The following is a 22,230-nucleotide window of genomic DNA, read 5'->3' as shown; positions in this document are numbered from 1 at the left end:
GGCCCGCCCCCACCGACCGACCACACCGGCCAGACCGACCAACAGCAGCACCCCCAGCAGGGGTCGCCACCACGATGAGGACACCAGGAGCGCCCCGCCTCCCGCCGACACCGGAACGGCCATCAGCGTGATCACGGTCCGAACCACGGGAGACGGAAGAGAAGAGGAGGGGGCGGGGCCGGCCATGGGAGCTCCCGGGAACGAAAACAGAGAACAGTGACGGCAGAAGGAGGAGGCGGGAAGGGCGGGGCGGGGGTGTGCCGGGCCGAAGCTCGGCACACCCCTCATCGATGGATGATTATCGAACGGCACCCGGGTCGGCTACCACTTGGCGAAGAAGGCGCTGTCGCCGAACCAGGACCTGGTGCTGTCCGCGCTGAGATGGCCCCGTGGCAGTGCGATCGCGCCGGTAGCCCGATCCGGCCCGGTGAGCTGGTGCATCATTCGGATGCCGAAAGCCTACGGCTCGGGTAGTCGAAGATATACGAGAACGAGGACAGCGGACAGCGGCCGGTTTCCACACCCTCCGGCCACGCCCCCGTCCACGCCCTGCGTGTGTGGCCACGCTGTGGCCACACACAACCGGTACGGGCCTCCCCAAGGGCCCGAAACTGAGACCGGGTCAGGCCAGAGGTATGAGAAAGGCCAGGTCAGAGGGTGTCTGACCTGGCCTTCGGGAGAGCCGCCTAAGGGAATCGAACCCTTGACCTACGCATTACGAGGCCGCTAGGGATCGTGCCGGGCTGTGTTGCGCGATCACGCCAGATTCTGTTTTCGCAGATCGGAGCACCCGTCGCGGTCCCGCTGTCCACGTCCCGTGATGCACCGTCCAAAGGCGTCCGCGCTCCCCTTGCGCTCCCCTGATTGTCTTCGGTGGCGGTCCGGCGTCGGAGAACGACCTTCGACTCGGGCGTGACGCCGCCTTGTCGACATCGGACAAGGCGGCGGATCGGACCCCATCCCGAGCGGCCGGGGCGCTTCTGCGCGAAGAGGCTGTCACGCCGGAAGCCGCAGTCATCCCATCCGCAGCGACCTCAGCCATGCCAGGTCCGCCGCGGCCTGGCGGCGGACTGTCTGCTCACGGGTGAACAGCTCCTGGGTCTTCGTCAGCACCAGCGTGTACGGACGCCCCTGCCGCCTGGTCTGGTGGCGCACCGGCAGCTCGGCCGAGTCGATCCTGGAGTGCACGTGTCGTCGGCCCTCCTTCGCCAGCGGCCACTCGAGCACCTGCCGCGTCCGGGAGCCGAGGAACTCACCAAGGACATCGCACAGTCCGCAGCCACACCCGGCCCAGGCCACCGACCAGTCGTCAGCAGCGCGCGGCGGCCCCTCGCACACCGTGCGGAGCCGGTCCGCGCAGTCCCGCGCGATCGCGTCGAGCCCTGCCACGCCCCACTCGGCCGCCGGCAACGCCTCTGCGGCGCGGCGCAGCAACGGCATCAGGCACTCGAGTACCGTGTCCCCGCGTTCGCGCAGGGCAGCCAGGATGGCGTCCCGCAGCTCTTCGTCGGCCGCCGCCAGGAGGTGGCGCAGCGGCAGGGCCAGCTGCTCCAGCTGTGCACGGCGGATCTCGGCCGGACCGGTCGTGGTCCACAGCCGCAGGCCACTGTCGGCCGCTGCCCAGACCCCGGCGGGCAGCAGCCGCGCCGCCGTCGTCGCCCGATGTGCGCGCAGCGCCACACACAGCTGGGGCAGTCGCTCGGTCCACTGGTACTGCTGCGGTGGGTGGCGGCGCTCCGATGCGAACCAGCCGTCGACGACCCGCCCCATCCACCCTGTTCCGTACCGCTCGGCCGCCGCGGTGAGTGGGCCCGCGTGCTCCGGGGCGAGCGCGCCCACCTGGAACGGCTCAAGCAGCATGGCCGCGGTCTCGGCCGCGTCCAGACCCGCGGCCACCTGCAACGCGCACTCCAGCAGCTCGGGTTGCGGGCTGGTGTGCTTCCAGAATGGTGCGAGGGACTGGGCGTGGTCGCGCGCCCGGTCCAGGTCGCCCCGCGCGATGCTCGCGCGCAGTTCCTCCAGGGCCCACCGCGATCCGGCCTCGCCACGGGCCGCGAAGGCCCGCTCACGCGGCCACACGACGACCGCGGCCCGCCGGTACCACCGGTCCAGCGTGTTGCCGTAGTTCCCCATGTAGCCCTCGTACTGGGAGTCGTAGGGCGTCAGATCCACGCTCGCGGTACTCGCACACACCTCGTAGTCGTGCACCCGCAACGAGATCGACTCGCCGCCGGTGTCGTCCGGACCGGTCCACCAGCCCAGGGTGATCTCGTCGTCGACCAGCTCCTGGAGGACGTAGTCCGTGTCGCCGCTCTCCTCCTCATCATCCTCATACCCGCAGTCGTCCCAGGGATTTTCCCCTTCGGGATAGGCATCCCGGGTCTCCTTCACCTCGGCCAGCGCGAGCACCGACTCACACCCGGCCTGCCCGGCGGCGGCGCGCAGCAGAGCAGCACGTCCCGCATCCGCGCCCTTGAGCCGCTCCCAGCTCAGTCCCCGCTGGGTGTACTCGTGATCGAGCAGGTATACGAGCCGGGTCGGGGGATCCAGCTCGCGGCTGCTGTAACGCGGCTTGGCAGGCGAGCCGAAGTGCCGGCCCAGACTGTGTGCCAGCTCTGCCAGCGGCCCGGACGCCTGCTCCGAAGTCCCCTGCTCGACGGTCAGGTTGAAGGTGAGCGTCACCCGGTACCCGGACCGGACCGGGGTGACCTCGTGCCGGCAGTCGGCATAGAAGGCGACGAGGGTCAGATCCGTCTTCGAGGCGCGGTACGCGCACTTGTGCCCGGTGTGCTCAACGACCAGTTCTCCCCCCGTGTGCACCGACGGCAGGGAGAGCACCAGCGTGCCCACCATGGCGTCGTCCTTCTCCGAATCCTGATGCGGAAGGAAAAACTGGCCCTTGCCGTACACCAGCATCGCGTGCGGCTCGGCCCGCAGCCGACTCGCCGCCGGGAGACCGAGAGCATCCCGGAAGTGCTCCAGCGCACCGCTCAGCAGCGACGGCCAGGAAGGACCGGCAAGGCTGAACTGATCCGGCGAGATTTGCCAGGTATCACGCACCCCGGTGTCGCTCAGCGTCTCCTCGCCCCGCCCGAACAACGCCGGCCGTGCCACCGAGATCAGCCGCTTCACCTGGGGCGCCCGCAGCGGAAGGCTCACCGGCCCGACCCCGGCCGCCTCAAGGCCCAGGCCGGCCGCAGGCGCCTCCAGCCGGGCGCTGAAAGCCCCCGCCGTCTTCGCCCCGCCGAGCAGCCTGGCCAGCCGTTCCCTCGCTGTCACCACCACGCGCCTGCCCTCCGGCCCCTGCGGACCTGTCGTCCTCCGCCCGATCCTACGAACGTGACGTCACCTCCAGGACGATGACCACGTACAGGCCCCGAACGAGGGATCAGACCCCGGTCTCCGTGATATGGACCGCAGCGTCTGACGGTAGTCTGCACAGCCGTGAGTGAGTACCAGTACTACGAGTTCCAGGCCATCGACCGGCCCTTGGCCAAGGACGAGCTCGAGCGGGTACGGGCCCTGTCGAGCCGGGCCCGGATTAGCGCGACGCACTTCGTCGACGAGTACCACTACGGCAACTTCCGCGGCGACGAGCGCAAACTGATGGAGCAGCTCTACGACGCCCACTTGTACTTCGCCAACTGGGGCTCGCGGCGCCTGATGCTGCGCCTGCCCACCACGCTGCTGTCCGCCCGCAGCGCCGAACCGTACTGCGCGGAAGACGCCTTGACCTGCTGGACCAGGAAAGGGCACCTGCTGCTCGACTTCGCCTACGAGTCTGAGGACGGCGGCGAGTGGGACTTCGAGACCTCCTTCACCCTCGCCTCCTTCACCACCCTGCGTACCGAACTCGCCGCGGGCGACCTGCGCCCCCTCTATCTGGCCTGGCTTTCCGCGCTCACCCGCTGGGAGCTGGAGGAGGACGTCGACGAGGACGAGTACACCTCCGCCATCGAGCCGCCCGTTCCCGCAGGCCTTGCCGACCTCACCGGCCCTCAGCAAGCCTTGGCGGACTTCCTGCACATCGATCCGCACCTGTTCACCGCTGCTGCCCGCACCAGCGGCGCCACCCCTTCCCAGGCGATCGACAAGGCCGCACTCGCCGGCTGGATCCGCGCCCTGCCGCAACGTGAGAAGGACGCCCTGCTGCTGGACGCCGCCCTGGGCGCCGCCCCGCGGCCGGGCCCCGCGCTGCTGGCCCGCCACCGCGCCGCGTCCCGCGGTACAGCCGTACCGCCCACCGCCACCCGGCGCCGCTCAGCTGCGGAGCTCCTCGATGCCGCCCACGAGGTGCGCAGCGAGCACACCCGGCAGCAGGAGCAGGCCCGCGCCCAGGCCCGCCGGGCCGAACAGCTGGCCCGCGAGAGCCACCTGGACCGCCTGGCCGAGAACGCCGGGCAAGCCTGGCAGGACATCGCCCACCTGATCGGGCAGAAGCAGCCCGGCCCCTACGCCACCGCCGTCACCCTCCTGAAGGATCTCCGCGAGGTCCACGACCGGGCGGGCACCCCCGAGGTTTTCGCCCGGCGCCTGCACGACCTGCGCGAGCAGCACCGCGGCAAGTCCGCGCTGATGCGGCGCTTCGCCGACGCCGGACTGACACCGAGAACCGCCTCGTCCTGACGGAGAACCTCCCGCGGTTCATCGAGCACACCGGAGGTCCCGACCCGGAAGGCGCCTCGGTGCAGGCACTGCGGGCCCAGGGCGAGAGGTGGAACAAGGCCGTGAAAGAAGCACTCCTCCAACCACCCCGACCGGACCGCACTCGAGGAGCCACGTCTACCGGCAGCGCAAGCCCTGCGCACCCATGCCGCCCGGCTCGGCCGCTCCCGGCAGCGGACCCCCCAGCCGGAGACGGCAAGAACAGGCATGGCAAGCGCCGACGCCGATACAGTCAGCGCGCCGAATGTATCAAATCGCACCCATTACCATCAGGGGAGGGTACGATTCAATACATGACAGCCGTGAAAGACCCCATCCGCTCACAGCGGCTGACCCACCTGCCCCCCACTTTCACCACAGCGCAAGCACACCAGGCCCGGCTCTCCTCCCGCGATCTCGCCACCCTGGTCGGCGAGAGGGCCGTCGACGACCTCTCCCGCGGGGTCTACCGCAAAGCAGACGCACCGGAGACCGCTCACGCCGACCTCCTGGCCGTATGCATCCGGGCACCCCATGCCGTCGTCTGCGGCGAGTCGGCCCTCGCCCTGCACGAGCTGATCGACGACATCCCCACCGCCGTGCATATCGCCGTGCCCCGCGGCACCCGCCGCCCCACGATCACCTACCCGCCCACCACCGTCGCCCAGTACGCCGCACAGACCTTCTCCCTCGGCGTTGAACGCTTCGAAGCCGCCCCCGGCGAGACCGTCCCCGTGTACAACGCCGCCCGCGGCGTCGTCGACGCCATGCGCCACCGCCACCGCATCGGTGAGACCCTGGCCCTGTCCGCACTAGGCCGCTACCTCCGGCGCGATGGCCGCCGCGGCGCCCGCGAACTCCAGGACATCGCCCGTGAACTCGGTGCGCTCTCCACCATCCGCCCCGCCGTCGAGGCGGTGCTCGCCTGATGCCCAACCCGACCCGCGGCACCCCCGCCGGGCGCGTCTACAACGATCTGCGCAACCTGGCCCGCCGCACTAACCGCTCCACCGACGAGATCATGGTCGAGTACGTCCTCGAGCGATTCCTCTACCGCCTCTCCGCCTCGCCCCTCGGCCGGGAGCACTTCGTACTCAAGGGCGGGCTGCTGCTCGCCCAGTTCGGCGCCCGCCGCACGACCCGCGACATCGACATCCTCGGCCGTTCCTTCCCCGGCGAGGAAGCCGAGATCGTCCGAAGGATCGCGGCCATCGCCGCCACCGAAACCGACGACGGCGTCACCTTCGACCCGGCGACGCTGAAGACCGTGCCCATCCGCGAGGATGACGAGTACCACGGCCTGCGCCTGTCAATGGCCGCCTCCATCGCCCGCGCCCGCCTCAAACTCCAGCTCGACGTCAGCTTCGGCGACCCCATCACCCCCGGCCCCCGCACCATCGACTACCCCCAGCAGCTCACCCCGGAGAGCTTCCAGATCCTCGGCTACCCCCTCGCCACCGTCATCGCCGAGAAACTCACCACCGCGATCTCGCTCGGGGACCTCAACACCCGCGACCGCGACTACGCCGACCTCTACCGCCTGCTCACCCTCAACGACCTGGACGGCCAGGAGCTCACCACCGCTCTGGCCGCCACGGCCGCGCATCGCGACATCCCCCTGGAGCCGCTCAGCAACGCGATCACCGACCTCGCCGAACGCCGTCAGACCTCCTACACCGCCTGGCGCCGCCGCCAGGGCCCCGCCGCGAACGACTACCCGGAACACTTCACCGACGTCGTCCGCCAAGTGATCGCCTTCGCGGACCCCCTCGTCACGGGCGACACCCCCACCCGGACCTGGAATGCAGCCACCCGAGCATGGTCATGACCCCGGATCCCGAATGCGCTCCCCTCGCGCTCCCCGGGGTCTCCAGCCCTCACGAAAACTGACCAGTCATCAGGAAGAAAACGCAAAAGGCCAGGTCAGAGTGGGTCTGACCTGGCCTTCGGGAGAGCCGCCTAAGGGAATCGAACCCTTGACCTACGCATTACGAGACCAATCGGTCCATGCCGGATGGTACCGCCCGATGCCACAGGATCCCGTTTCTCCTGCTCAGAGCCCCTGGACTGTCCAGGGCCGGCCGGTTGCTGCCGCGCCGTCCGGGGACATCCGGCCACCCCTTGGCCACCCCTCCCCTCGGTTCCGGCGCTTCACGGGCGCCGTCCGGCTTTGTCGGGAACCTCCAGCACCGGCCCCACCCAATCCCGGCCGCCCGCTTCAGCCGATCCGCAGTCCCCCACGGCTCGGCATGGGGCGGAAACCTGTGAGCGTTGTGTCCTTTCCCCAAGTCGTGGACGCGGCGGGCGGAGCGGGCCGGGCGCGGGAACGCAGGGCACTCTGCGCATGGCCTTGATCTGCTCTCTGTCCATCAGGGAGCCCCCGGGAGCGCTGCTCCCTCTGGAGGGCGTGTCCTTCCGTCGAGTCCTCCCTATGCCGGAACCAGGTCTCCCAATGCATCGCAAAGGGCCGTACCCAGTACAGAGCCCAACTCGGGTGTGCCGTCCACAGATGGTCTGTGGTCCGCCAAAGCATGACCGGGGTGACAGGTGAGGCAAGCGCCGCCAGGCCGGCTCGCAACGCGGCAGTCGTGCTACCCAGTCCGGGGGCCAGCTCGGGGCAGTTGTCAGTGACTGATGTTAGCGTCCGGATGATATGAGCCGATCCGCATGCGTGATAGTACGCATGGTTTGGCGGCTGCACTCAGGGCGGGGAAGGATTTCAGTCCACTATGGGAAAGATGAGGTCTTGTCTCGAATGCGGGACGAGATACCTTGCTAATTCCAAAGGGAGAGCCACACTCTACTGTGGAGATACATGCAGGAATCGCGCCATCTCGATACAAACATCGGGCAGCATATATGGACTGACCGCGGAACAAGTGCGGGAAATCCGTCGCGTCGAAGCGTGCATGATCTGCGAATCAACGGATTCTGGTTTCGAATCTGGTATTTTTGCGATCGATCATTGCCATGACACCGATGTTGTGCGAGGGGCTCTTTGCCAATCGTGCAACTTCTTGCTAGGGAATGCGCGAGACAGCGTAGATATCCTACTCGCAGCGATCAAATACTTGACGAAGAACCATCGAGGTGAGCCGTGGAATAAGGGGCCCAGTCGCGTTGATGTGCTGCGGGAACGAAAAGATACACGCCTTGCAGGACGAATTCAACGAGCGGAAAAGGAGCTGATAGAGTCAGAGCAACGCATTAAAGAACTTGAGGCGATTCTGAGCGCCGTGGAAGAGGATATATATGTCGTAGCCCGCAGACGCGCGCGAGACGCAGACGCCGTTGATAAATTCATTGCTGCATGCATGCTCCCCTGCCCCTCCGACTCTCCTCCAGTGCCAGTGAGTGATATTCGCAAAGCTTGGGCGAAGTGGGCTGGCGGGGCTCCGTGTCCGGTGGCGAGTATGGCTGACGCGCTTCGCAAGCTAGGAGGCACTCAACGGCGATCCGCGAAGGGACGCTACTGGGTGGGCATAACCATGTCCTCCGTGGAGGATGACTTGGAATCAAGGCCGGAGCCAGTGTTTCAGCCGACCACAGAGTCGAACGCCGGGACAGAAGACGATGCTGGACCGGCGCATGCCTAAGCTTCGAATTAGAGCTCCTAACACAATGAGGTGGCTCGGCTCGGGGGCCGTGTCCGCAGGTGTGGTGGGGCGTTGGATGGTGTGTGAGTGCTGAGCCGTGGATCGTGTCGGATGAACTGTGGGCGCGGGTCGAGCCGTTGCTGCCCCGGCGGGAGCGTCGCTTCCGCTGTCCAGGGCGCAAGCCGGTGCCGGACCGGCAGGTGCTGTGCGGCATCCTCTACGTCCTCTACCAAGGCATCCAGTGGGAGTACCTGCCCAAGCAGCTGGGCTTCGGCTCGGGAATGACCTGCTGGCGCAGGCTGCGGGACCGGAACGAAGCCGGCGTGTGGGACCGCCTCCCCCATGTCCTACTGGCCGACCTCAACGCCGCCTGCCGTCTGGACCGGTCCCGCTGTGTGGTCGACTCCAGCCACGTCAGGGCGCTGAAAGGGGGGACCGGACGGGGCCGTCGCCGGTCGACCGGGGCCGCACGGGCTCCAAGCATCACCTGATCACCGACGGGCACGGGACTCCGCTCGCGGTGATCCTGACCGGCGGTAACCGCAACGACGTCACCCAGCTCATCCCGCTGCTGAACGCCATCCCGCCGGTCAAGGGCCGGGTCGGCAGGCCCCGGCGCAAGCCCCAGTCCGTCTTCGCCGACCGCGGATACGACCACGACATCTACCGCGACCAAGTCCGTGCTCGCGGCATCATCCCGGCCATCGCCCGACGCGGCACCCGCCACGGCACGGGCCTGGGCATCTACCGCTGGGGTGTCGAGCGCACCTTCGCCTGGCTCCACGGTTTCCGACGCCTCCGCACCCGCTGGGAACGCAGAGTCGATATGCACGAAGCCTTCCTCAAACTGGCCTGTTGCATCATCACCGAACGACAGATCCGCTCATTGTGTTAGGAGTTCTTAAGCTTCAACTTCTCAGTTTCTTGGTCTCTCAGCCCGCGGTTGGTCTGGAATGTGATTACTGAGCACTCACTCTACCCGGCGCACGTGGGGATGTGGATTCAAAAGGGAAGAAATTCCTCCGAACACGCCAAGGCCGTCCAGCGCCCAGGGGAGCCAGTCGGGTTCGGCAGCCAGCATCCGCAGCAGAAACGCGGTCTGGTCCGGCAGGATCAGGCGACGGGGGATGACGATCGTCTCGCGTAGACGGTTCGTTGGCAAGCCGCGCCGAAGCCCCCACCCGTTTCGACGTTCGGTGTTCTCATCAGCAGGCAGAGGTAGGCAACAGGGGGAGACGTTGGATACCACAATCCCGGCGACATGAAGGTACTCGCCAAGAAGGGGAAGCAGTAATTCAGCGAAGGTGTCGACCCGTTCGGGCAGCGGCATCCGAGTGGCTGGCAACAACGGATGAGTAATACCGAGAAGATCTTCAACCCAAATCCATGCCGTACCGGCGCCCCGGGTCTGTTCACACTTCGCGCGGACCCTACCGAGGAAACGACGGCCCGTGTCATCCTCCAGGACAACCCCGGTTCGCTGTGTGCCATTCGGAGCTCGACCTGCGCGCACGGTCAAAACAGTCTCACCGGTTACGACATCGGCCACTTCTCCTGTCTCGGCACATTGGACTGCTGCGGTTTCAGTGCGGCTGCGCCAGTCCGCTCGTTCCGTTTCTGCAGTGAGGAGTTCGGGGTAGGAGCCCTCCCAATGCACATCGTGTCGTGACTCCAATTGCAGGAGATGAAACATGCACCGCTGGCGGAACTCTGCGTACTCCTGAATTTTGCGGTGCTCGCTGAAGGTGGTGGCCTCCACATAGAGTGGACCGATTCGCACGTCACCAGGTCCTTCGGTGTTCTTCCCCGGCTCCAGTTCGACTGCCACGCCGCGGCTGGCACCCATGATCGCTAGCCGGAGTTGAGTCTGGGTGTGCACGAACCGAGACAAGGTGATGTCAGTGCGGATGCTCCTGCGTACTGTGTCCAGCCCTGGAACCCGGAGTTTTTCGAGGTAGGTGCTGGCAGCCCACCAGCGTACTGCCTCCACCCATGCTCCTACTGCGGTCTCACCCGCGTACCAGATAGGCGCGGACCGTCCCAAGCCAATGGGTGTGTGCCTGCCCTGCATGTCGGCGGTCATGGCTCGGTGCAACCACTTCGCGCTGAAAAAACGGTCCAGGTCTTGGATGGCCCGCTCCGTAACGGCCCGTCCGGCATCGGACAGATAGTCGGCGCCATCCGGGTGCCCGAACCAGGCGGCCCAGTCAATGGGACGATCTCCCCTGTCGATCGCCCGCCATGTCTCGCTGTTCCGGGGGTGCATGAACCCAGCATGCCGCCCCACACCAGGTGAGCGGAAGCAGGTTACGAACCAAATCTCGCGTGGATGGCTCTGTTCAGGGCCGGAGAGTCGTTACAAACTCCATGACACCGAGGGGGTAATCAGGCAGTCTGCCACGACACGGTACGTCGAGTGGGGTATTTCCGCACCGAACGACTTCACGAGGTGGTTCGGAGCCCGCCGCGCAGCAAGTCAAGGGCCAAGAGGCATCGGCTCACATGCGGTCGATGTATGGGAGTCCGACGGCGGCCAGCTTCGTTTGTAGATTGATGTCGCCCGTCGCCGTATACACCTTGGCTCCCGGGTGCCTTGACTGCAGTAGTAGTACCGAGGCGACGAAGCGGTCGTCGGGGACTTCCAGGTTCAGCCAGTTTGGCAGTTCGTCCGAACGCGGCTCGATGTGCTCGAAGACGGCATAGACATCACCGGCCACGCGTGCACCTTGGAGGACATCACCGTTGTCCCGCATCGCTTTCAGTCGTCTCTCCGCCTTCTTCGCCGCTTCCCGTCTCTCGAGCCGGTTGCCCACCCGCTTATGATCATCCAGTTCCCGCAGGACAACCGGCAAGAGATGGACCATGTACCGGGGACCGAGTTCATTCTGATAAGCCGTGACATCAGGGTCTTCCATCAGCACGTTGGTGTCCACTACTACTCGCACCCGCCACTCATCGCCCGGCAACAGATCCGCCAAACCTCGTAGCTCTTCAATTGCTTTGCTCAGTCGGGTCAAAGCCACAGGAATTGATGGCGGTGCGCCATGGTTGCTCTTCCGATGGCGGAGCAACCAGTCCTCCATCAATCCGATCCCGTCGTCAAGGCGCCGCTTCACCTCTGGAGTCGAATGCGGGAAGAGCAGCCGGAATCGGGGCTCCCAGTCTCGCACTGAACGCAGCAGTTCCATACGGTGTGTCTCGAGCTCCGGCCCACTGGAAACCCACGCAAAGGGGTGTCCTATGATCGTGTAGCCGGGCCCTTGCATCTCCCGGTTGCGAACCTGGGAGCTCTCCAGGATAGCTCGGTAGGACTGCTCGATGTCTGTGAGCTCGGACAGGAGGCGCTCGACGTAGGCAGGCGGCGGAGTTCTTTTCGGCATACCGCATCATGACCCATCCCACGGACAGTGCCACCGGACCGTATCGAGTCGAGCAACGGGGCCAGGGTGGAAAGCAACCCAACGCTGCATCGCTGGCGAACGTAGAACAACCAGGGAGGAGGCTCGATCCCGTCCACGATCACACGGCGTCCACTCTCCGGAGCCGCATGCGCATGATCGGGTTGCTCAACCTCCGGCGGGAATAGAGCGTACGGCCAGTCGATTGTCACTTCTCTGGAGCTGTTACAGGGGGTGCGGTGTGGAGCTGAGGGCGTTCCGGGTTCGGGAGGGCTCGGTGGTGGAGCTGGCGGGTGCGTCGGTCGCGTGGGAGCGGGAGCTCCAGCGGCTGGTCGAAGCCAATGCCGAGGTCATGCTGGGCGTGCGGTTCGTGGCCTCGGAGTACGCGACTGGGCGGCACCGAGGGCGGATCGACACCTTGGGGCTGGACGAGAACGGGACCCCGGTGATCGTCGAGTACAAGCGGACCCGGGACGCGTCGGTGATCACGCAGGGGTTGTCGTATCTGTCGTGGCTGGAGGACAGCCGGCCCGAGTTCGAGGGCCTGGTGCGCGAGAGACTCGGCGCTGCGGTGGTGGAGACGGTGGATTGGAGCAATCCACGGCTGATCTGCGTGGCGGCGGAGTTCTCACCGCACGACTCGGTGGCCCTGGAGGTCATCGGGCGACGAGTCGACCTGGTGGCGTACCGAATGTTCGGGGACGTCCTCACATTGCAGCTGGTCGCGTCGGTCGCGGGTACGTCACCTCCGCGCCGGGGCCGGGCGGTGACCGCGGCCCGGACGACGGCGTCCGGTGGGGCGCCGAAGTCGGTCACGCAGTATCTGGAGGCGTCACCGCCGGAGCTGCGGGACCTGTTCGCGGAGCTGGATCGTGTGCTGCTGTCCTATCCGGAGGTGCAGAAGGAGACGCAGCTGCACTACATCGCCTATCGGCGGATACGAAACGTGGCCACGGTGCGCGTGCAGCCGCGGAAGCGGGTCCTGGTGGTGAACCTGCGGGTGGATCCCTCCACGGTGGAGCTGTGCGAGGGGTTCTCACGGGATGTGAGCGAGGTCGGCTGCCTGGGCACGGGGGATCTCGAGGTGCGGATCAGATCGGCTGCCGATCTGGAGCGGGCGAACGAGCTGATCCGCCGCAGCGTCGAGTCGGGGTAGGCCCGGCGGCACGCAGGAGGGCGGGTGGGCAACCGGTGGTCGGTTGTCCCACCCGCCCTTTGTCGTCCGATGGCCGGGAGTCGAGGCTCTCACTCCTCCGGCCCCGCGAGAGTGAAGTTGGTCGGGGAGAAGCTGTGCTGGGCTGCGCGGAGGCGCTGTTCGGCGATGTCGGCGTAGTGGTCGGAGAGTTCGACGCCGATGAAGTTGCGGCCTTCCTTGAGTGCTGCGACGCCGGTGGTGCCGCTACCGGCGAAGGGATCCAGGACGGTGCCGCCTTCGGGGCAGATCTGGACGAGTTGCTGCATCACTTCGACGGGCTTCTGTGTGATGTGGACCCGGCCCTTGCGGGGCTGGGAGGCGGTGAAGTCACCGGGCAGGTAGAGATCCCGGGTCTTGTCGAGGGAGCCCTTGACGCCCCAGAGGATGAACTCGCTGCTCTGCTTGAAGCCGCCCTTGCGGGGACGGGACGCGGGCTTGATCCAGGGGATGATGCCGCTCCAGGTCCAGCCGGCCATCTGAAGGGCGTCGCTGGTGGTGGGGTCCTGGCGCCAGTCGGAGAAGACCAGGGCGACGGCGTGTTCGCGGGCGGCGCGATAGGACTCGGTCAGTATCTCGGTGAGCCAGGCGCGGTAGGAGCGCTGGTCGCGATTCTCACCGGGGAAGTTGGCGAGGTCGTGGGTGGCGTCGCCGCTGGTGTATTTCGCGCGCGCGGTTCGTGCGGTGCGGTCGGAACTCGTTCGACCACCGGAGTTGTAGGGCGGATCGGTGATCACGCTGTCCACACTCTCGTCGGGTAGGGACTTGAGGACGGTCAACGCATCGCCGCGGTGCAGAGCGTAGGTCAAAACGGCTCTCTCTTTCCGACTGCTTCCTACCGTCCGGGTGAAAGGGGCACCCGGGATGGCTTACCCGGCTTTGGGTGCGTCGGATGGTAACCACGTTTCACGGCCGCACCAATCCGTCGTCCGGGAGGGGGCCGGGGAGGGCGAGGGCTGAGTCGGGAGCCATTGGGTGCGGCCGGGATTCGTGTCTACAGTCTGGGCACGTTCGCAGGTCAGGGGATCACCCCGTGCTCTCTGTCGAACCCTGCCGAGACGTGCCGTCCTGTCCAACAGGAGCGCCGTTGAAGCGTGTGCGCTGTTTTCCGATGGAAGGGGTCAGGGTGTTCTTCGTGTGGTTCTTCAGATTACAAGTGCGGCCGGCTGCCGCGTCCCATGACGACGGTCCGCTGATCACCTCCCGGTAGCGCGACAGCGGACCGTTGCTCCCCCGAAGGGGGATTTCCTCATCACCGGTGTGGCGCCGGTGGCCTTTTCGACGAGAACGCCGGCGCCACACCACCTATGCGAAGGAGCTGTCGATGCGGCATGCCCGGATACCGATATCCGCCGGCCGTGGTGGTCGGCGATGAAGAAGATGGTCCTGGCGGCCACCGCGGTGGCCGCGAGTCCGCTGTTGTTGGTCGTTCCGGTGATCGCCATTTCCGCTGGTTCGGCCGGCGCGAACGTCGCCGCGAACTGCGAGGACGACACGCAGGACCTCGACACCCGGGCGCTGGCGGCTCAGGTGGAGTCGATTCTCTCCGGCGGTGACGGAGAGGGCGTCGAGGTGGCCCGGTTGCGGGATCCTCGCGAGCAGATTCCCAACGCCCGCACCATCCTGGCGACCGGGGTGGCCATGAACGTCCCGGCCCGTGGCCAGGTCGTCGCGCTGGCCACCGCCATGCAGGAATCGACGCTCCGCAACATCGACTACGGAGACCGGGACAGCGTGGGGCTGTTCCAGCAGCGCCCCTCCCAGGGGTGGGGGACGGTCGAGCAGATCATGGACCCGGTCCACAGCTCGAAGAAGTTCTACCAAGGACTGCTGGAGGTGGCCGGCTGGGAGTCCTTGACGGTGACGCAGGCCGCGCAGGCGGTCCAGCGCTCGGCCTACCCGGACGCGTACGCCCAGTGGGAACCGCTGGCACGGGCGCTCCAGCAGGCGATCGTCCCCACACTCGACGCCCGGGGCGAAGGGGGCGAGGACGACGGAGAGGCCCGGAGTCCCGCTGCCGAAGGGTGTGCGCGGGAAGGGGACGGCTCGGGTTACGGGCCGATTCCCGACGGCACGCTGCCGGCGGGGTACGAGATTCCCGAGGATGCCCCGGCCGTGGTGCGTTCGGCGCTCCGCTGGGCCGTGGGCCAGCTGGGAACGCCGTATCAGTGGGGTGGCTCGTGTACCGCGGCGCACGGCAGTGACCCGCTGGGACGGTGCGACTGCTCCTCCCTGATGCAGCAGGCGTACAAGGCCGCCGGTGTACGAATCGGGCGGACCACCTACGTCCAGGTCGAGGACGGCAGGGCCGTCGCACTCGACGCTCTCAAGCCCGGTGATCTGGTTTTCACCCGCGGCACGAAGGACCGGCCGGAGCACGTGGGCATGGTCATCGGCCATGGCTTGGTGATCAACGCCCCGCGCACGGGAACGGTGGTGCGGGTCGAGCCACTGGCCGACTGGAAGCCGCAGATCCTCGCCGCGCGCCGCGTCGTCTGACGCCGCCCCCTCCTCTTCATCCCTCTCTCCCCAGCGGGCTTCGTCGTACCCGCAATCACCTCTGGAGTGTGCTTTGACGTTCCTCGAACGCATGCAGTACCTGGCCTACAACCCCGGTGTCTCCCCTGCCGAGGGCGGCCTTCCGGGCCTGAGCGTCCTGCGCAGTGTCATCAACAGCCTCAACCTCTTCGCGATCGTGGCCGTGGTCGGTGCCCTGGCCGTGTCCGCGTTGATCTGGGCCTGGGGCCACCACTCGGGCGGGCACCAGGCCGAGGCGAACGGGAAGAAGGGCACGGTTGTCGCTGCGGCCTGTGCCCTGTTGCTGGGTGCGGCGAACGGGATCGTCGCGTTCTTCTCCGCACTCGGAACGCAGGTGCAGTAATGAAGAAGCCCTCACTCCCGACCGTTTCCCCCGCGACATCCGGCGTCCTGCGGCGAACGCTGCTGGGCGGCGCGGTCCTTCTCGCCCTGACCGCTCTGGCCGGGTTGCTGGCCTTCCTCACCCGCGATGACGCGCCGGCCGAGAAGCCGAAGCCGGAAGCCTCCTCGCCCCATGAGGGCTCGCCCCCCGCTGCGCCCTCGGCCTCCCCCTCACTGACGGATCCGGGCCCGGACCGAGTGGAGGCCGGGAGCCGTCCGGAAACCGGTGACCCGGTGGACTTCGGTAAGGCCGCGGCCCGGGCGCTGTGGTCGTACGACACCCGCTCCACCTCCCACAAGGAACACCTCGCAGAGCTGAGGACGTGGATGACCGGGGAGAGCCGGTACGCGGACTGGGCTTCGGTGAAGAGGCAGCTGCCGGACGCGGTGCTCTGGGAGCGGATGTCCGAGAACAAGCAGCGCGCCACGGCGGAGGCGGCCGAGGGCCGGTTTCCGCAGGCGTTCAAGGACGCGATGGCGAACGAGCCGGGGGCGATCACCGAGGCGTACGTGTACGTCGTGACCGTGCACGGCAGGCAGAGCCTGACCTGGACCGGCTCCGGCGCGGGTGCGGAGGCCCGCTCGGTGACGTTGGCCGTGCAGTGTCGCCCCGAGCAGCCCTGCGGGTTGGTCGGCGTGCTGCCACAGGTTCTCCCGTGATCGGCGTCCGACGGCAGGAAGGGAGGTAGCCGTGCCGGATATCTGCAACATCCCCCTGGTGGAGACGGTCTGCCAGACCGTGGACGCGATCGACTTCGTCACCGACCCCGGAGGGAGTATCACCAACGGGATCGGGGCATGGATCGCCAAGAGCACGGGAGAGCTTGCCGCGAGCGCGGCGAGCCTGGCGGCACAGGCGGTGGACAGCACCACCCGGGTCGATCTGACCGCGTCCTGGTTCAAGGACAACTACGAGTTGCTGTTGCCGATCGGCCTGGTGCTGACGGTGGGCACGTTCATCCTGCAGCTGGTCCGGGCCGCGTGGCGGCGGGACGAGCGGGCGCTGGTGCAGGCGGCGACGGGGACGATGGTCGGGGTGCTCTTCGCGTTCAGCGCGATCGCCTTCACCACGGTCGCGCTCACGGTCGTCGACGCGCTGAGCGCCGGGTTGTTCAAAGCCGCCAACAGCTCGATCGAGGACGCCATCCGGCGGGTCATCCAGGTCTCGATGTACGGGCCCATGTTCGAGATGGGCTGGTTGGTTCCGACATTCGTCGCCATGGGAGCCGCGATCGGCGCGTTCCTGTACTGGGCGGTGATGGTCGCCCGCAAGGTCGGGATCCTGATCCTGGTGAGCCTGGCGGTCTTCGCCGGCGCCGGCGGAGGCTGGGAGGTCGCCCGCCGCTGGCGGCGCGGCTGGATCGAGGCCACCGCCACCCTCATCGTGTCCAAGTTGCTGATGACCATCGTCTTCCTGCTGGGCGTGAGCGCGATGGGGCAGACCGACCCCACCGACGGCCTCGCCGCGCTGTCCGACGCGATGGCCGGCGTGGTGGTCCTGGTCCTGGTCCTGCTGTGTCCGTACGTGACGTACAAGTTCGTGCACTGGGCCGCCGACGGCGGCAGTGGCGCCGACATCCATCGCAGTGGTGTCGCCGGCATGGCGGTGGCCGCGGGTGCGGGGAAGGCCACCGGGATGCTCGCACTCCAGACGAAGACCGGTGGTCGTGCCCCGCAGGGGCCGTCGACCGTGTCCGGTCAGGGCGCGGGGGGTGTGATCGCCGGCATCGATCCCAGCGGCGGCCCGAGCGGTGGGAGCAAGCAGTCCAAGCAGCCGCAGTTCCGTTTCGGCGAGACTCCGAAGGCCACCGGTGACAAGGGGCAGTCCCTGATCAAACGTGCCCCCACCGGCGGTGACAGGGGGCAGGCACTCATCCGCCGCCCCGAGCGGAACCCCGGCCCGACAACGTCCCCGGTCGATGCCTCTTCGGCGGGCTCACCCGGGCCGCTGCCCGAGGGCTCGACCGGGTCGTCCCCGGCGTCCGCGCGGGGCACCTCGTCCACGGCCCCGAGCGGTGGGCCACCGGCCGCGGGCGGGGACGTACCGCCCCTCTCCGCGCCCGTCCGGAGCGAGCCACCGGCGTCCGGGCCCGGCGGGCCACCGCCCGAAGGCGGCAGTACCCCCGCCCGGTGGGTCCACCGCGCTCCGGATGGCGGCTCCGGCACCTGACCGGAGTCGGTGACCGGGAGCGGGGGTGAGCCGCGCCGTACGGCTCACCCCCGCTGCCCCTCCTTCTCCCTCTCTCACGTTTCGCGTTTCGAGGACGGCTTCTGCATGCATACCGACACATCCACCGGGCCGACCCCGGTGAAGTTCCCGACCCGCTCGCGCCGCGGTGTCCTCCTCGGGCTCTCCGCCCCCCAACTCGTCGTCGTCGCTCTCACCGGGCTCCTGCTGTTCATGGTGCTGGTCGGCTCCGGCGTACCGGGAGCGCTGACGCTCCTGCCCCTGTGGGCGGTCGCCGCAGCGGTGACGTTCCTGCGGTACCGGGGACGGTCACCGGCGGACTGGGCCCCGATCACCATCCGGTACGCGCTGCGACGCCTGCGCGGACAGCTGCTCTGGCTCACCCGACCCGCCACCAGGCCACGCCGGGAGGGGCTGCTGCACCTGCCCGGTACAGCCGCCTCCCTGCGCGTGGTCACCTCGCCGGACCGGCAGCTCGGCGCGGTCCATGATCCGCACCGCGACACCCTGACGGCGGTCGTGCGGATCTCCAGCCGAGCGTTCGCCCTCCTCGATGCCTCGACCCAGGACGCGAACGTCGCCGGCTGGGGCCGGACGCTGGCGGCGCTGGCCCGCACCGGGCATGTGGCACGCGTGCAGGTGTTGGAGCGCACGGTTCCCGACTCCGGTGACGCGCTCACCCGGTACTGGGAGGAGCACGGTCGTCCCGACGCCCGGCTGGCCGGACCCGTCTACGCCGACCTCCTCCGGGCAGCGGGGCCCGCCGCCGCGCCGCACGAGGCGTACGTCGCCATCGCGCTCGACATGAAGGCGGCCCGCCGTCTGATCAGCCAGGCCGGTGGCGGACTCGCCGGGGCGTTCACCGTGCTGGCGCAGCTCGTCCACACTTTCGACCAGTCCGCCCGAACCAGTGGCCTGACCCCGGCCGGTCGGCTCTCGGCCACCGAGATCGCCGCCGTGGTCCGCACGGCGTACGACCCGGCCTCCTCGGCGGCGATGGAGCGCTGGTCACCGACCGGCCGGCCACAGGCCGACCCGGCTGCCGCCGGTCCGGTCGTCCTGGTGGAGAACGCCGACCGCCTCCGTACCGACACCGCCCACCACGCGACCTTCTGGGTCGAGAACTGGCCGCGCGTCGAAGCCGGCCCCGGCTTTCTGCACCAGGTGCTGTTCACCGCCGGGGTGCGCCGCACCCTCTCCCTCACATACGGCCCGAAGAGTCTGGAAGCCGCGTTGAAGGACGTGCGACGCCGCAAGGCCACCGTGGTGGCGGACGCCTCGGAGCGGCAGCGCAAAGGGCAGGTCGATTCCGAGGAGGACAACGTCGAGTACGCCGATGCGCGGGACCGCGAGCGGCAGCTCATAGCGGGGCACGCCGATGTCGGGCTGCTCGGCCTGGTGACCGTGTCCGCCGACACCGAGGAGGAGCTGCGCAGCGCGTGCGCGGCCGTGGAGACCGCAGCGGTCGGCGCGCTGATCGATCTGCGTCCGCTGACCTGGCAACAGGCCGAGGCGTTCACCGCCGCCGCCCTGCCACTCGCTCGCACCTGATCCGGGGCACCACCCCGCCCCCCACCTCCCGAAGGGCCCTTGCCGTATGCCGTCCGCGTTGCAGTACGCCACCGAGGCAGTGGACTTCCACCGGGCTCTCACGGTCCCCCGGGGACCGGCGGCTGCCGGTCGCACCGAGCTGGACGCCCTCCACGCCCATCTTCTGGCGCTCTACCACCTTCTCGACGCCCACACCGACCGGACCGCCCGCCTCGCGCCCGCCGAGGCCGACCGCCTGCGGGCCTGCCGAATCCGGATCTGGCAGGCGGCCGACCACCTCCACGCCGCCTACCACCGCGCACCCCACCCGGTAACCGGTCGACCGCCGACCCGGGAGGCCTGCCGTGCCCGTCTCCCGGAGGGCGCGCCCGAACACACCGTCTGCGGGCGACACCTGAGCACCGCCGTCACGGTCCGCCGCGACCACACCCCGACCGATCTGCACGACCCGCTCACCGACCGCGCCCAACACTGACCACCGAGGAATTCTCCCCATGTCCTCATCCCCCCGTGCCTCCGCCAGTCCGCTGTTCACCCCGCGCCGCACCGACCGCCGCGCCGTACGGGCCACCCGCGACCGGCTCGCCGCCGCCCGCGCCCGGGCCCGGGACGCGGCCCGCCCCGCCCGGCGCCGCACCGAACGCGGCCCCGACCCCGATCTGCGGCCCACCTACCCGGCCTTCGGGCGGCCGGGGCCCGCTTCCGCCCGCGGCGGCCGGCTCGCCCTTCCCGAGCATCGGATGACCACCGCCGTCGCCGCCGGGGCGTACCCGTTCCTGGCCGAGGGCGGCCTGGGCGCCCACGGCATCTACATCGGCCAGGACGTCCACGCCGAGGCGGCCTTCACCTTCGACCCGTTCCAGCTCTACGGGCGACTGGAGGGGTTCACCAACCCCAACGCCGTCGTGGCCGGGGTCATCGGTATGGGCAAGTCCGCGCTGGCGAAGTCCCTGGCTCTCCGGGCTGTGGCCTTCGGTTACAAGATCTATGTTCCGTGCGACCCCAAGGCCGAGTGGAGTGTGGTCGCCGAAGCCCTGGGCGGGCAGACCATCGCCCTCGGCCCCGGCCTGCCGGGCCGGTTGAACCCTCTGGACGCGCCGGCGAAACCGGCCGGGATCACGGCGGGCGACTGGGCGGCCGAGGTCCGCAAACGACGTCTGATGCTCCTGGGCAGCCTCGCCCGCACCGTCCTGGGCCGCGACCTCACCCCGATGGAACACACCGCGCTCGATGTCGCGCTCGACGAGGTCGTCATCCGGGCCACGGCGTCCGGGACCACTCCGCTACTCGGCGATGTCGCCGCGCTCCTGGCCTCCTCGGACCGACTCGACGCGGCTTCCGGGGAGCCGACCGGTCGGCTCGGCCGGGCTGCCGAGGACCTCGCCCACGCTCTGCGGCGCCTGGTCCACGGCGACCTCGCGGGTCTCTTCGACGCACCCTCCACCGTCGCGTTCGATCCGCAGGCCCCGATGCTGACCATCGACCTGTCCCGACTGGGCAGTACCGGTGACGACACCGGTCTCGTGCTGGCCATGACCTGTGCCTCGGCCTGGATGGAGTCCGCCCTCGCCGACCCCGCGGGTGGGCGGCGCTGGGTCGTCTACGACGAGGCATGGCGGGTCATGCGCCACTTGGCCCTCCTGGAGCGCATGCAGAGCCAGTGGAAACTCTCCCGGGGCATGGGCATCGCCAACGTGATGGTCATTCACCGGCTCTCCGACCTGCTGTCCGCCGGTGATGCCGGCTCCCGGGGACGGGCGCTGGCCGAGGGTCTGTTGAGCGACTGCTCGACGAGGGTCATCTACCGCCAGGAAGCGGACCAGCTCGCCGCCGCCGGAGCCCTGCTCGGCCTGACCGGCGTGGAGACGCAGGCGGTGGCCGCCCTCACCAAAGGGCGCGGGCTGTGGAAGATCGCCGGCCGGTCCTTCATCACCCAGCACCTCCTCCACCCCGTCGAACGCGACCTCTTCGACACCGACGCCCGCATGCACTCCTGACCGCCCGGACCCCGACCGGCCCGACCCCCCTTCCTATCCACCGAAAGCGGACCTCTTGTTCCACCCCATCAGCCTCGCGCTCGGCCGGCACCCCGACCGCCTCACCATCGCCGACAGCCTGCTGCGGGAAGCCGGATTCACCTTCTGCGCACGGCTCGGCCACTACGTCCCGTCCGAGCACGAGAGTCCCCACCTTCAACACCGGCGGTTGACCGCGCTGGCCACACGCCTCGTCCCCCACGGACCCGAAGCCGCTCGGGGACGCGGTCCTGCACCTGACCGCCCGGATGAACGGCTCGGCCACCTACGCCGAGGCCGCCGGCACGTTGGAGGAGGTCATCGACCCGGACAACGGGCTCCTGCCGCGTCTCCATGAGTTCTTCGAGGCCGCGGCCGAGCAGGCGAACGCTTTCGAGGACATCGAGGGCTGGCAGCTCGCCGACCGGTTCACCGACGCTGCCGGGCAGCTCGCCGATCTGTGGGAGGAGCTGGCCGACAGCGCCGACGAACTGCGCGCCCTCGGACCCTCGGCACCCGGCTGGCAGCCCGGAGCCGCCGTGAGCCGTTCGACCACCGCTCATTGCAGCCCGTCGAGTCCCTGCCCGGAAGCGGCGTCCGCCCCCTCGCCTCCCACCGCACGGACCGAACCCCGCCACACCCGCTGATCCCCGGATCCCACCTCCCTTCGAGAAGGAGCCCATCACCGTGATCAACAGAACCGCGCGTGGTCCCCCGTCGCCCTGTT

19 protein-coding genes are annotated in these 22,230 nt (G+C 68.5%); 14 read left to right on the top strand and 5 right to left on the bottom strand.

Features of this window, described 5'->3' with window-relative positions:
- Positions 1-321: 321 nt before the first annotated feature.
- Together LZF96_RS26465 and LZF96_RS08315 are read right to left on the bottom strand one after the other, a co-directional pair.
- On the bottom strand, positions 322-444 hold the full coding sequence (locus LZF96_RS26465; RefSeq protein ID WP_267940616.1) for a hypothetical protein: 123 nt from the start codon (positions 442-444) through the stop codon (positions 322-324).
- A gap of 570 nt (positions 445-1,014) precedes the next feature.
- Positions 1,015-3,285 (bottom strand): 2OG-Fe(II) oxygenase, encoded by a 2,271-nt coding sequence (locus LZF96_RS08315; RefSeq protein ID WP_233867930.1) that lies wholly within the window; start codon positions 3,283-3,285, stop codon positions 1,015-1,017.
- 159 nt (positions 3,286-3,444) lie between these two features.
- Here LZF96_RS08315 and LZF96_RS08310 point away from each other — a divergent pair, with 159 nt between their 5' ends.
- The 5 genes from LZF96_RS08310 to LZF96_RS08295 all read left to right on the top strand — a co-directional run bounded on the left by LZF96_RS08310 (position 3,445) and on the right by LZF96_RS08295 (position 9,135).
- A complete protein-coding gene (locus tag LZF96_RS08310; protein ID WP_233867927.1) occupies positions 3,445-4,626 on the top strand; it encodes a hypothetical protein in 1,182 nt (393 codons plus the stop codon).
- A 332-nt stretch (positions 4,627-4,958) separates the two neighbouring features.
- A complete protein-coding gene (locus LZF96_RS08305; protein WP_233867924.1) occupies positions 4,959-5,573 on the top strand; it encodes a hypothetical protein in 615 nt (204 codons plus the stop codon).
- Positions 5,573-6,472, top strand: coding sequence for a nucleotidyl transferase AbiEii/AbiGii toxin family protein (locus LZF96_RS08300; RefSeq protein WP_233867922.1), 900 nt, complete (start codon positions 5,573-5,575; stop codon positions 6,470-6,472). The genes LZF96_RS08305 and LZF96_RS08300 overlap by 1 nt, the downstream gene beginning before the upstream one ends.
- A 901-nt stretch (positions 6,473-7,373) precedes the next feature.
- Positions 7,374-8,240, top strand: a complete 867-nt coding sequence (locus LZF96_RS27315; protein WP_374203166.1) for an endonuclease domain-containing protein — start codon at positions 7,374-7,376, stop codon at positions 8,238-8,240.
- Between the two features lie 83 nt (positions 8,241-8,323).
- Positions 8,324-9,135, top strand: a protein-coding gene (locus LZF96_RS08295) for an IS5 family transposase (protein ID WP_374203165.1) whose coding sequence is annotated in 2 segments (ribosomal slippage) — positions 8,324-8,647 and positions 8,650-9,135 — 810 coding nt in all. Because the reading frame shifts where the segments join, the coding sequence is not laid out codon by codon here.
- 75 nt (positions 9,136-9,210) lie between these two features.
- Here LZF96_RS08295 and LZF96_RS08290 read toward each other — a convergent pair.
- Both LZF96_RS08290 and LZF96_RS08285 read right to left on the bottom strand, forming a co-directional pair.
- A complete protein-coding gene (locus LZF96_RS08290; RefSeq protein ID WP_233867916.1) occupies positions 9,211-10,506 on the bottom strand; it encodes a hypothetical protein in 1,296 nt (431 codons plus the stop codon).
- A 232-nt stretch (positions 10,507-10,738) separates the two neighbouring features.
- A complete protein-coding gene (locus LZF96_RS08285) occupies positions 10,739-11,428 on the bottom strand; it encodes a PIN domain-containing protein (protein ID WP_233867914.1) in 690 nt (229 codons plus the stop codon).
- 451 nt (positions 11,429-11,879) lie between these two features.
- Between LZF96_RS08285 and LZF96_RS08280 the strand changes: the two genes are divergently transcribed.
- A complete protein-coding gene (locus LZF96_RS08280; protein WP_233867912.1) occupies positions 11,880-12,794 on the top strand; it encodes an endonuclease NucS domain-containing protein in 915 nt (304 codons plus the stop codon).
- Positions 12,795-12,883: 89 nt separating this feature from the next.
- On the opposite strand, the gene LZF96_RS08275 is transcribed toward LZF96_RS08280, so the two are convergent.
- Complete coding sequence (locus tag LZF96_RS08275) at positions 12,884-13,639, bottom strand: site-specific DNA-methyltransferase (protein ID WP_233867910.1); 756 nt, start codon at positions 13,637-13,639, stop codon at positions 12,884-12,886.
- A gap of 562 nt (positions 13,640-14,201) precedes the next feature.
- Here LZF96_RS08275 and LZF96_RS08270 point away from each other — a divergent pair.
- The 8 genes from LZF96_RS08270 to LZF96_RS08235 all read left to right on the top strand — a co-directional run bounded on the left by LZF96_RS08270 (position 14,202) and on the right by LZF96_RS08235 (position 22,150).
- Positions 14,202-15,329 carry a C40 family peptidase gene (locus LZF96_RS08270; protein WP_233867908.1) on the top strand — a complete coding sequence of 376 codons (1,128 nt, stop codon included), beginning with the start codon at positions 14,202-14,204 and terminating at the stop codon, positions 15,327-15,329.
- Between the two features lie 91 nt (positions 15,330-15,420).
- Entirely contained in the window at positions 15,421-15,711 is a 291-nt protein-coding gene (locus LZF96_RS08265; RefSeq protein WP_182660411.1) for a DUF6112 family protein, read from the top strand.
- Positions 15,711-16,409, top strand: a complete 699-nt coding sequence (locus tag LZF96_RS08260; protein WP_233867906.1) for a hypothetical protein — start codon at positions 15,711-15,713, stop codon at positions 16,407-16,409. The genes LZF96_RS08265 and LZF96_RS08260 overlap by 1 nt, the downstream gene beginning before the upstream one ends.
- A gap of 58 nt (positions 16,410-16,467) precedes the next feature.
- Complete coding sequence (locus LZF96_RS08255) at positions 16,468-17,919, top strand: ATP-binding protein (protein ID WP_374203170.1); 1,452 nt, start codon at positions 16,468-16,470, stop codon at positions 17,917-17,919.
- A gap of 105 nt (positions 17,920-18,024) precedes the next feature.
- Entirely contained in the window at positions 18,025-19,488 is a 1,464-nt protein-coding gene (locus LZF96_RS08250; RefSeq protein ID WP_233867904.1) for an SCO6880 family protein, read from the top strand.
- 46 nt (positions 19,489-19,534) lie between these two features.
- Positions 19,535-19,963, top strand: a complete 429-nt coding sequence (locus tag LZF96_RS08245) for a DUF6238 family protein (protein WP_233867902.1) — start codon at positions 19,535-19,537, stop codon at positions 19,961-19,963.
- 19 nt (positions 19,964-19,982) lie between these two features.
- Positions 19,983-21,485, top strand: a complete 1,503-nt coding sequence (locus LZF96_RS08240) for an ATP-binding protein (protein ID WP_233867899.1) — start codon at positions 19,983-19,985, stop codon at positions 21,483-21,485.
- A 287-nt stretch (positions 21,486-21,772) separates the two neighbouring features.
- The gene (locus tag LZF96_RS08235) at positions 21,773-22,150 is read left to right on the top strand and encodes a hypothetical protein (protein WP_233867897.1); all 378 of its coding nucleotides are present in this window, start codon (positions 21,773-21,775) and stop codon (positions 22,148-22,150) included.
- The last annotated feature ends 80 nt before the right edge of the window (positions 22,151-22,230 follow it).

It is taken from the genome of Streptomyces sp. ST2-7A, from assembly GCF_021390475.1.
Classification (GTDB): domain Bacteria; phylum Actinomycetota; class Actinomycetes; order Streptomycetales; family Streptomycetaceae; genus Streptomyces.
The sequence above is the reverse complement of the archived record's forward strand: the minus strand, read 5'-3'. Positions and strand labels throughout refer to the sequence as shown.

What these genes read in the sequence shown, in the direction of transcription:
- LZF96_RS08235 (WP_233867897.1), top strand. Translation starts at nt 21,773, where the DNA reads ATGAACGGCTCGGCCACCTACGCCGAGGCCGCCGGCACGTTGGAGGAG.
- LZF96_RS08305 (WP_233867924.1), top strand. Translation starts at nt 4,959, where the DNA reads ATGACAGCCGTGAAAGACCCCATCCGCTCACAGCGGCTGACCCACCTG.
- LZF96_RS08265 (WP_182660411.1), top strand. Translation starts at nt 15,421, where the DNA reads ATGCAGTACCTGGCCTACAACCCCGGTGTCTCCCCTGCCGAGGGCGGC.
- LZF96_RS08250 (WP_233867904.1), top strand. Translation starts at nt 18,025, where the DNA reads ATGCATACCGACACATCCACCGGGCCGACCCCGGTGAAGTTCCCGACC.
- LZF96_RS08270 (WP_233867908.1), top strand. Translation starts at nt 14,202, where the DNA reads ATGAAGAAGATGGTCCTGGCGGCCACCGCGGTGGCCGCGAGTCCGCTG.
- LZF96_RS26465 (WP_267940616.1), bottom strand. Translation starts at nt 444, where the DNA reads ATGATGCACCAGCTCACCGGGCCGGATCGGGCTACCGGCGCGATCGCA.
- LZF96_RS08285 (WP_233867914.1), bottom strand. Translation starts at nt 11,428, where the DNA reads ATGGAACTGCTGCGTTCAGTGCGAGACTGGGAGCCCCGATTCCGGCTG.
- LZF96_RS08240 (WP_233867899.1), top strand. Translation starts at nt 19,983, where the DNA reads ATGTCCTCATCCCCCCGTGCCTCCGCCAGTCCGCTGTTCACCCCGCGC.
- LZF96_RS27315 (WP_374203166.1), top strand. Translation starts at nt 7,374, where the DNA reads ATGGGAAAGATGAGGTCTTGTCTCGAATGCGGGACGAGATACCTTGCT.
- LZF96_RS08260 (WP_233867906.1), top strand. Translation starts at nt 15,711, where the DNA reads ATGAAGAAGCCCTCACTCCCGACCGTTTCCCCCGCGACATCCGGCGTC.
- LZF96_RS08300 (WP_233867922.1), top strand. Translation starts at nt 5,573, where the DNA reads ATGCCCAACCCGACCCGCGGCACCCCCGCCGGGCGCGTCTACAACGAT.
- LZF96_RS08245 (WP_233867902.1), top strand. Translation starts at nt 19,535, where the DNA reads ATGCCGTCCGCGTTGCAGTACGCCACCGAGGCAGTGGACTTCCACCGG.
- LZF96_RS08290 (WP_233867916.1), bottom strand. Translation starts at nt 10,506, where the DNA reads ATGCACCCCCGGAACAGCGAGACATGGCGGGCGATCGACAGGGGAGAT.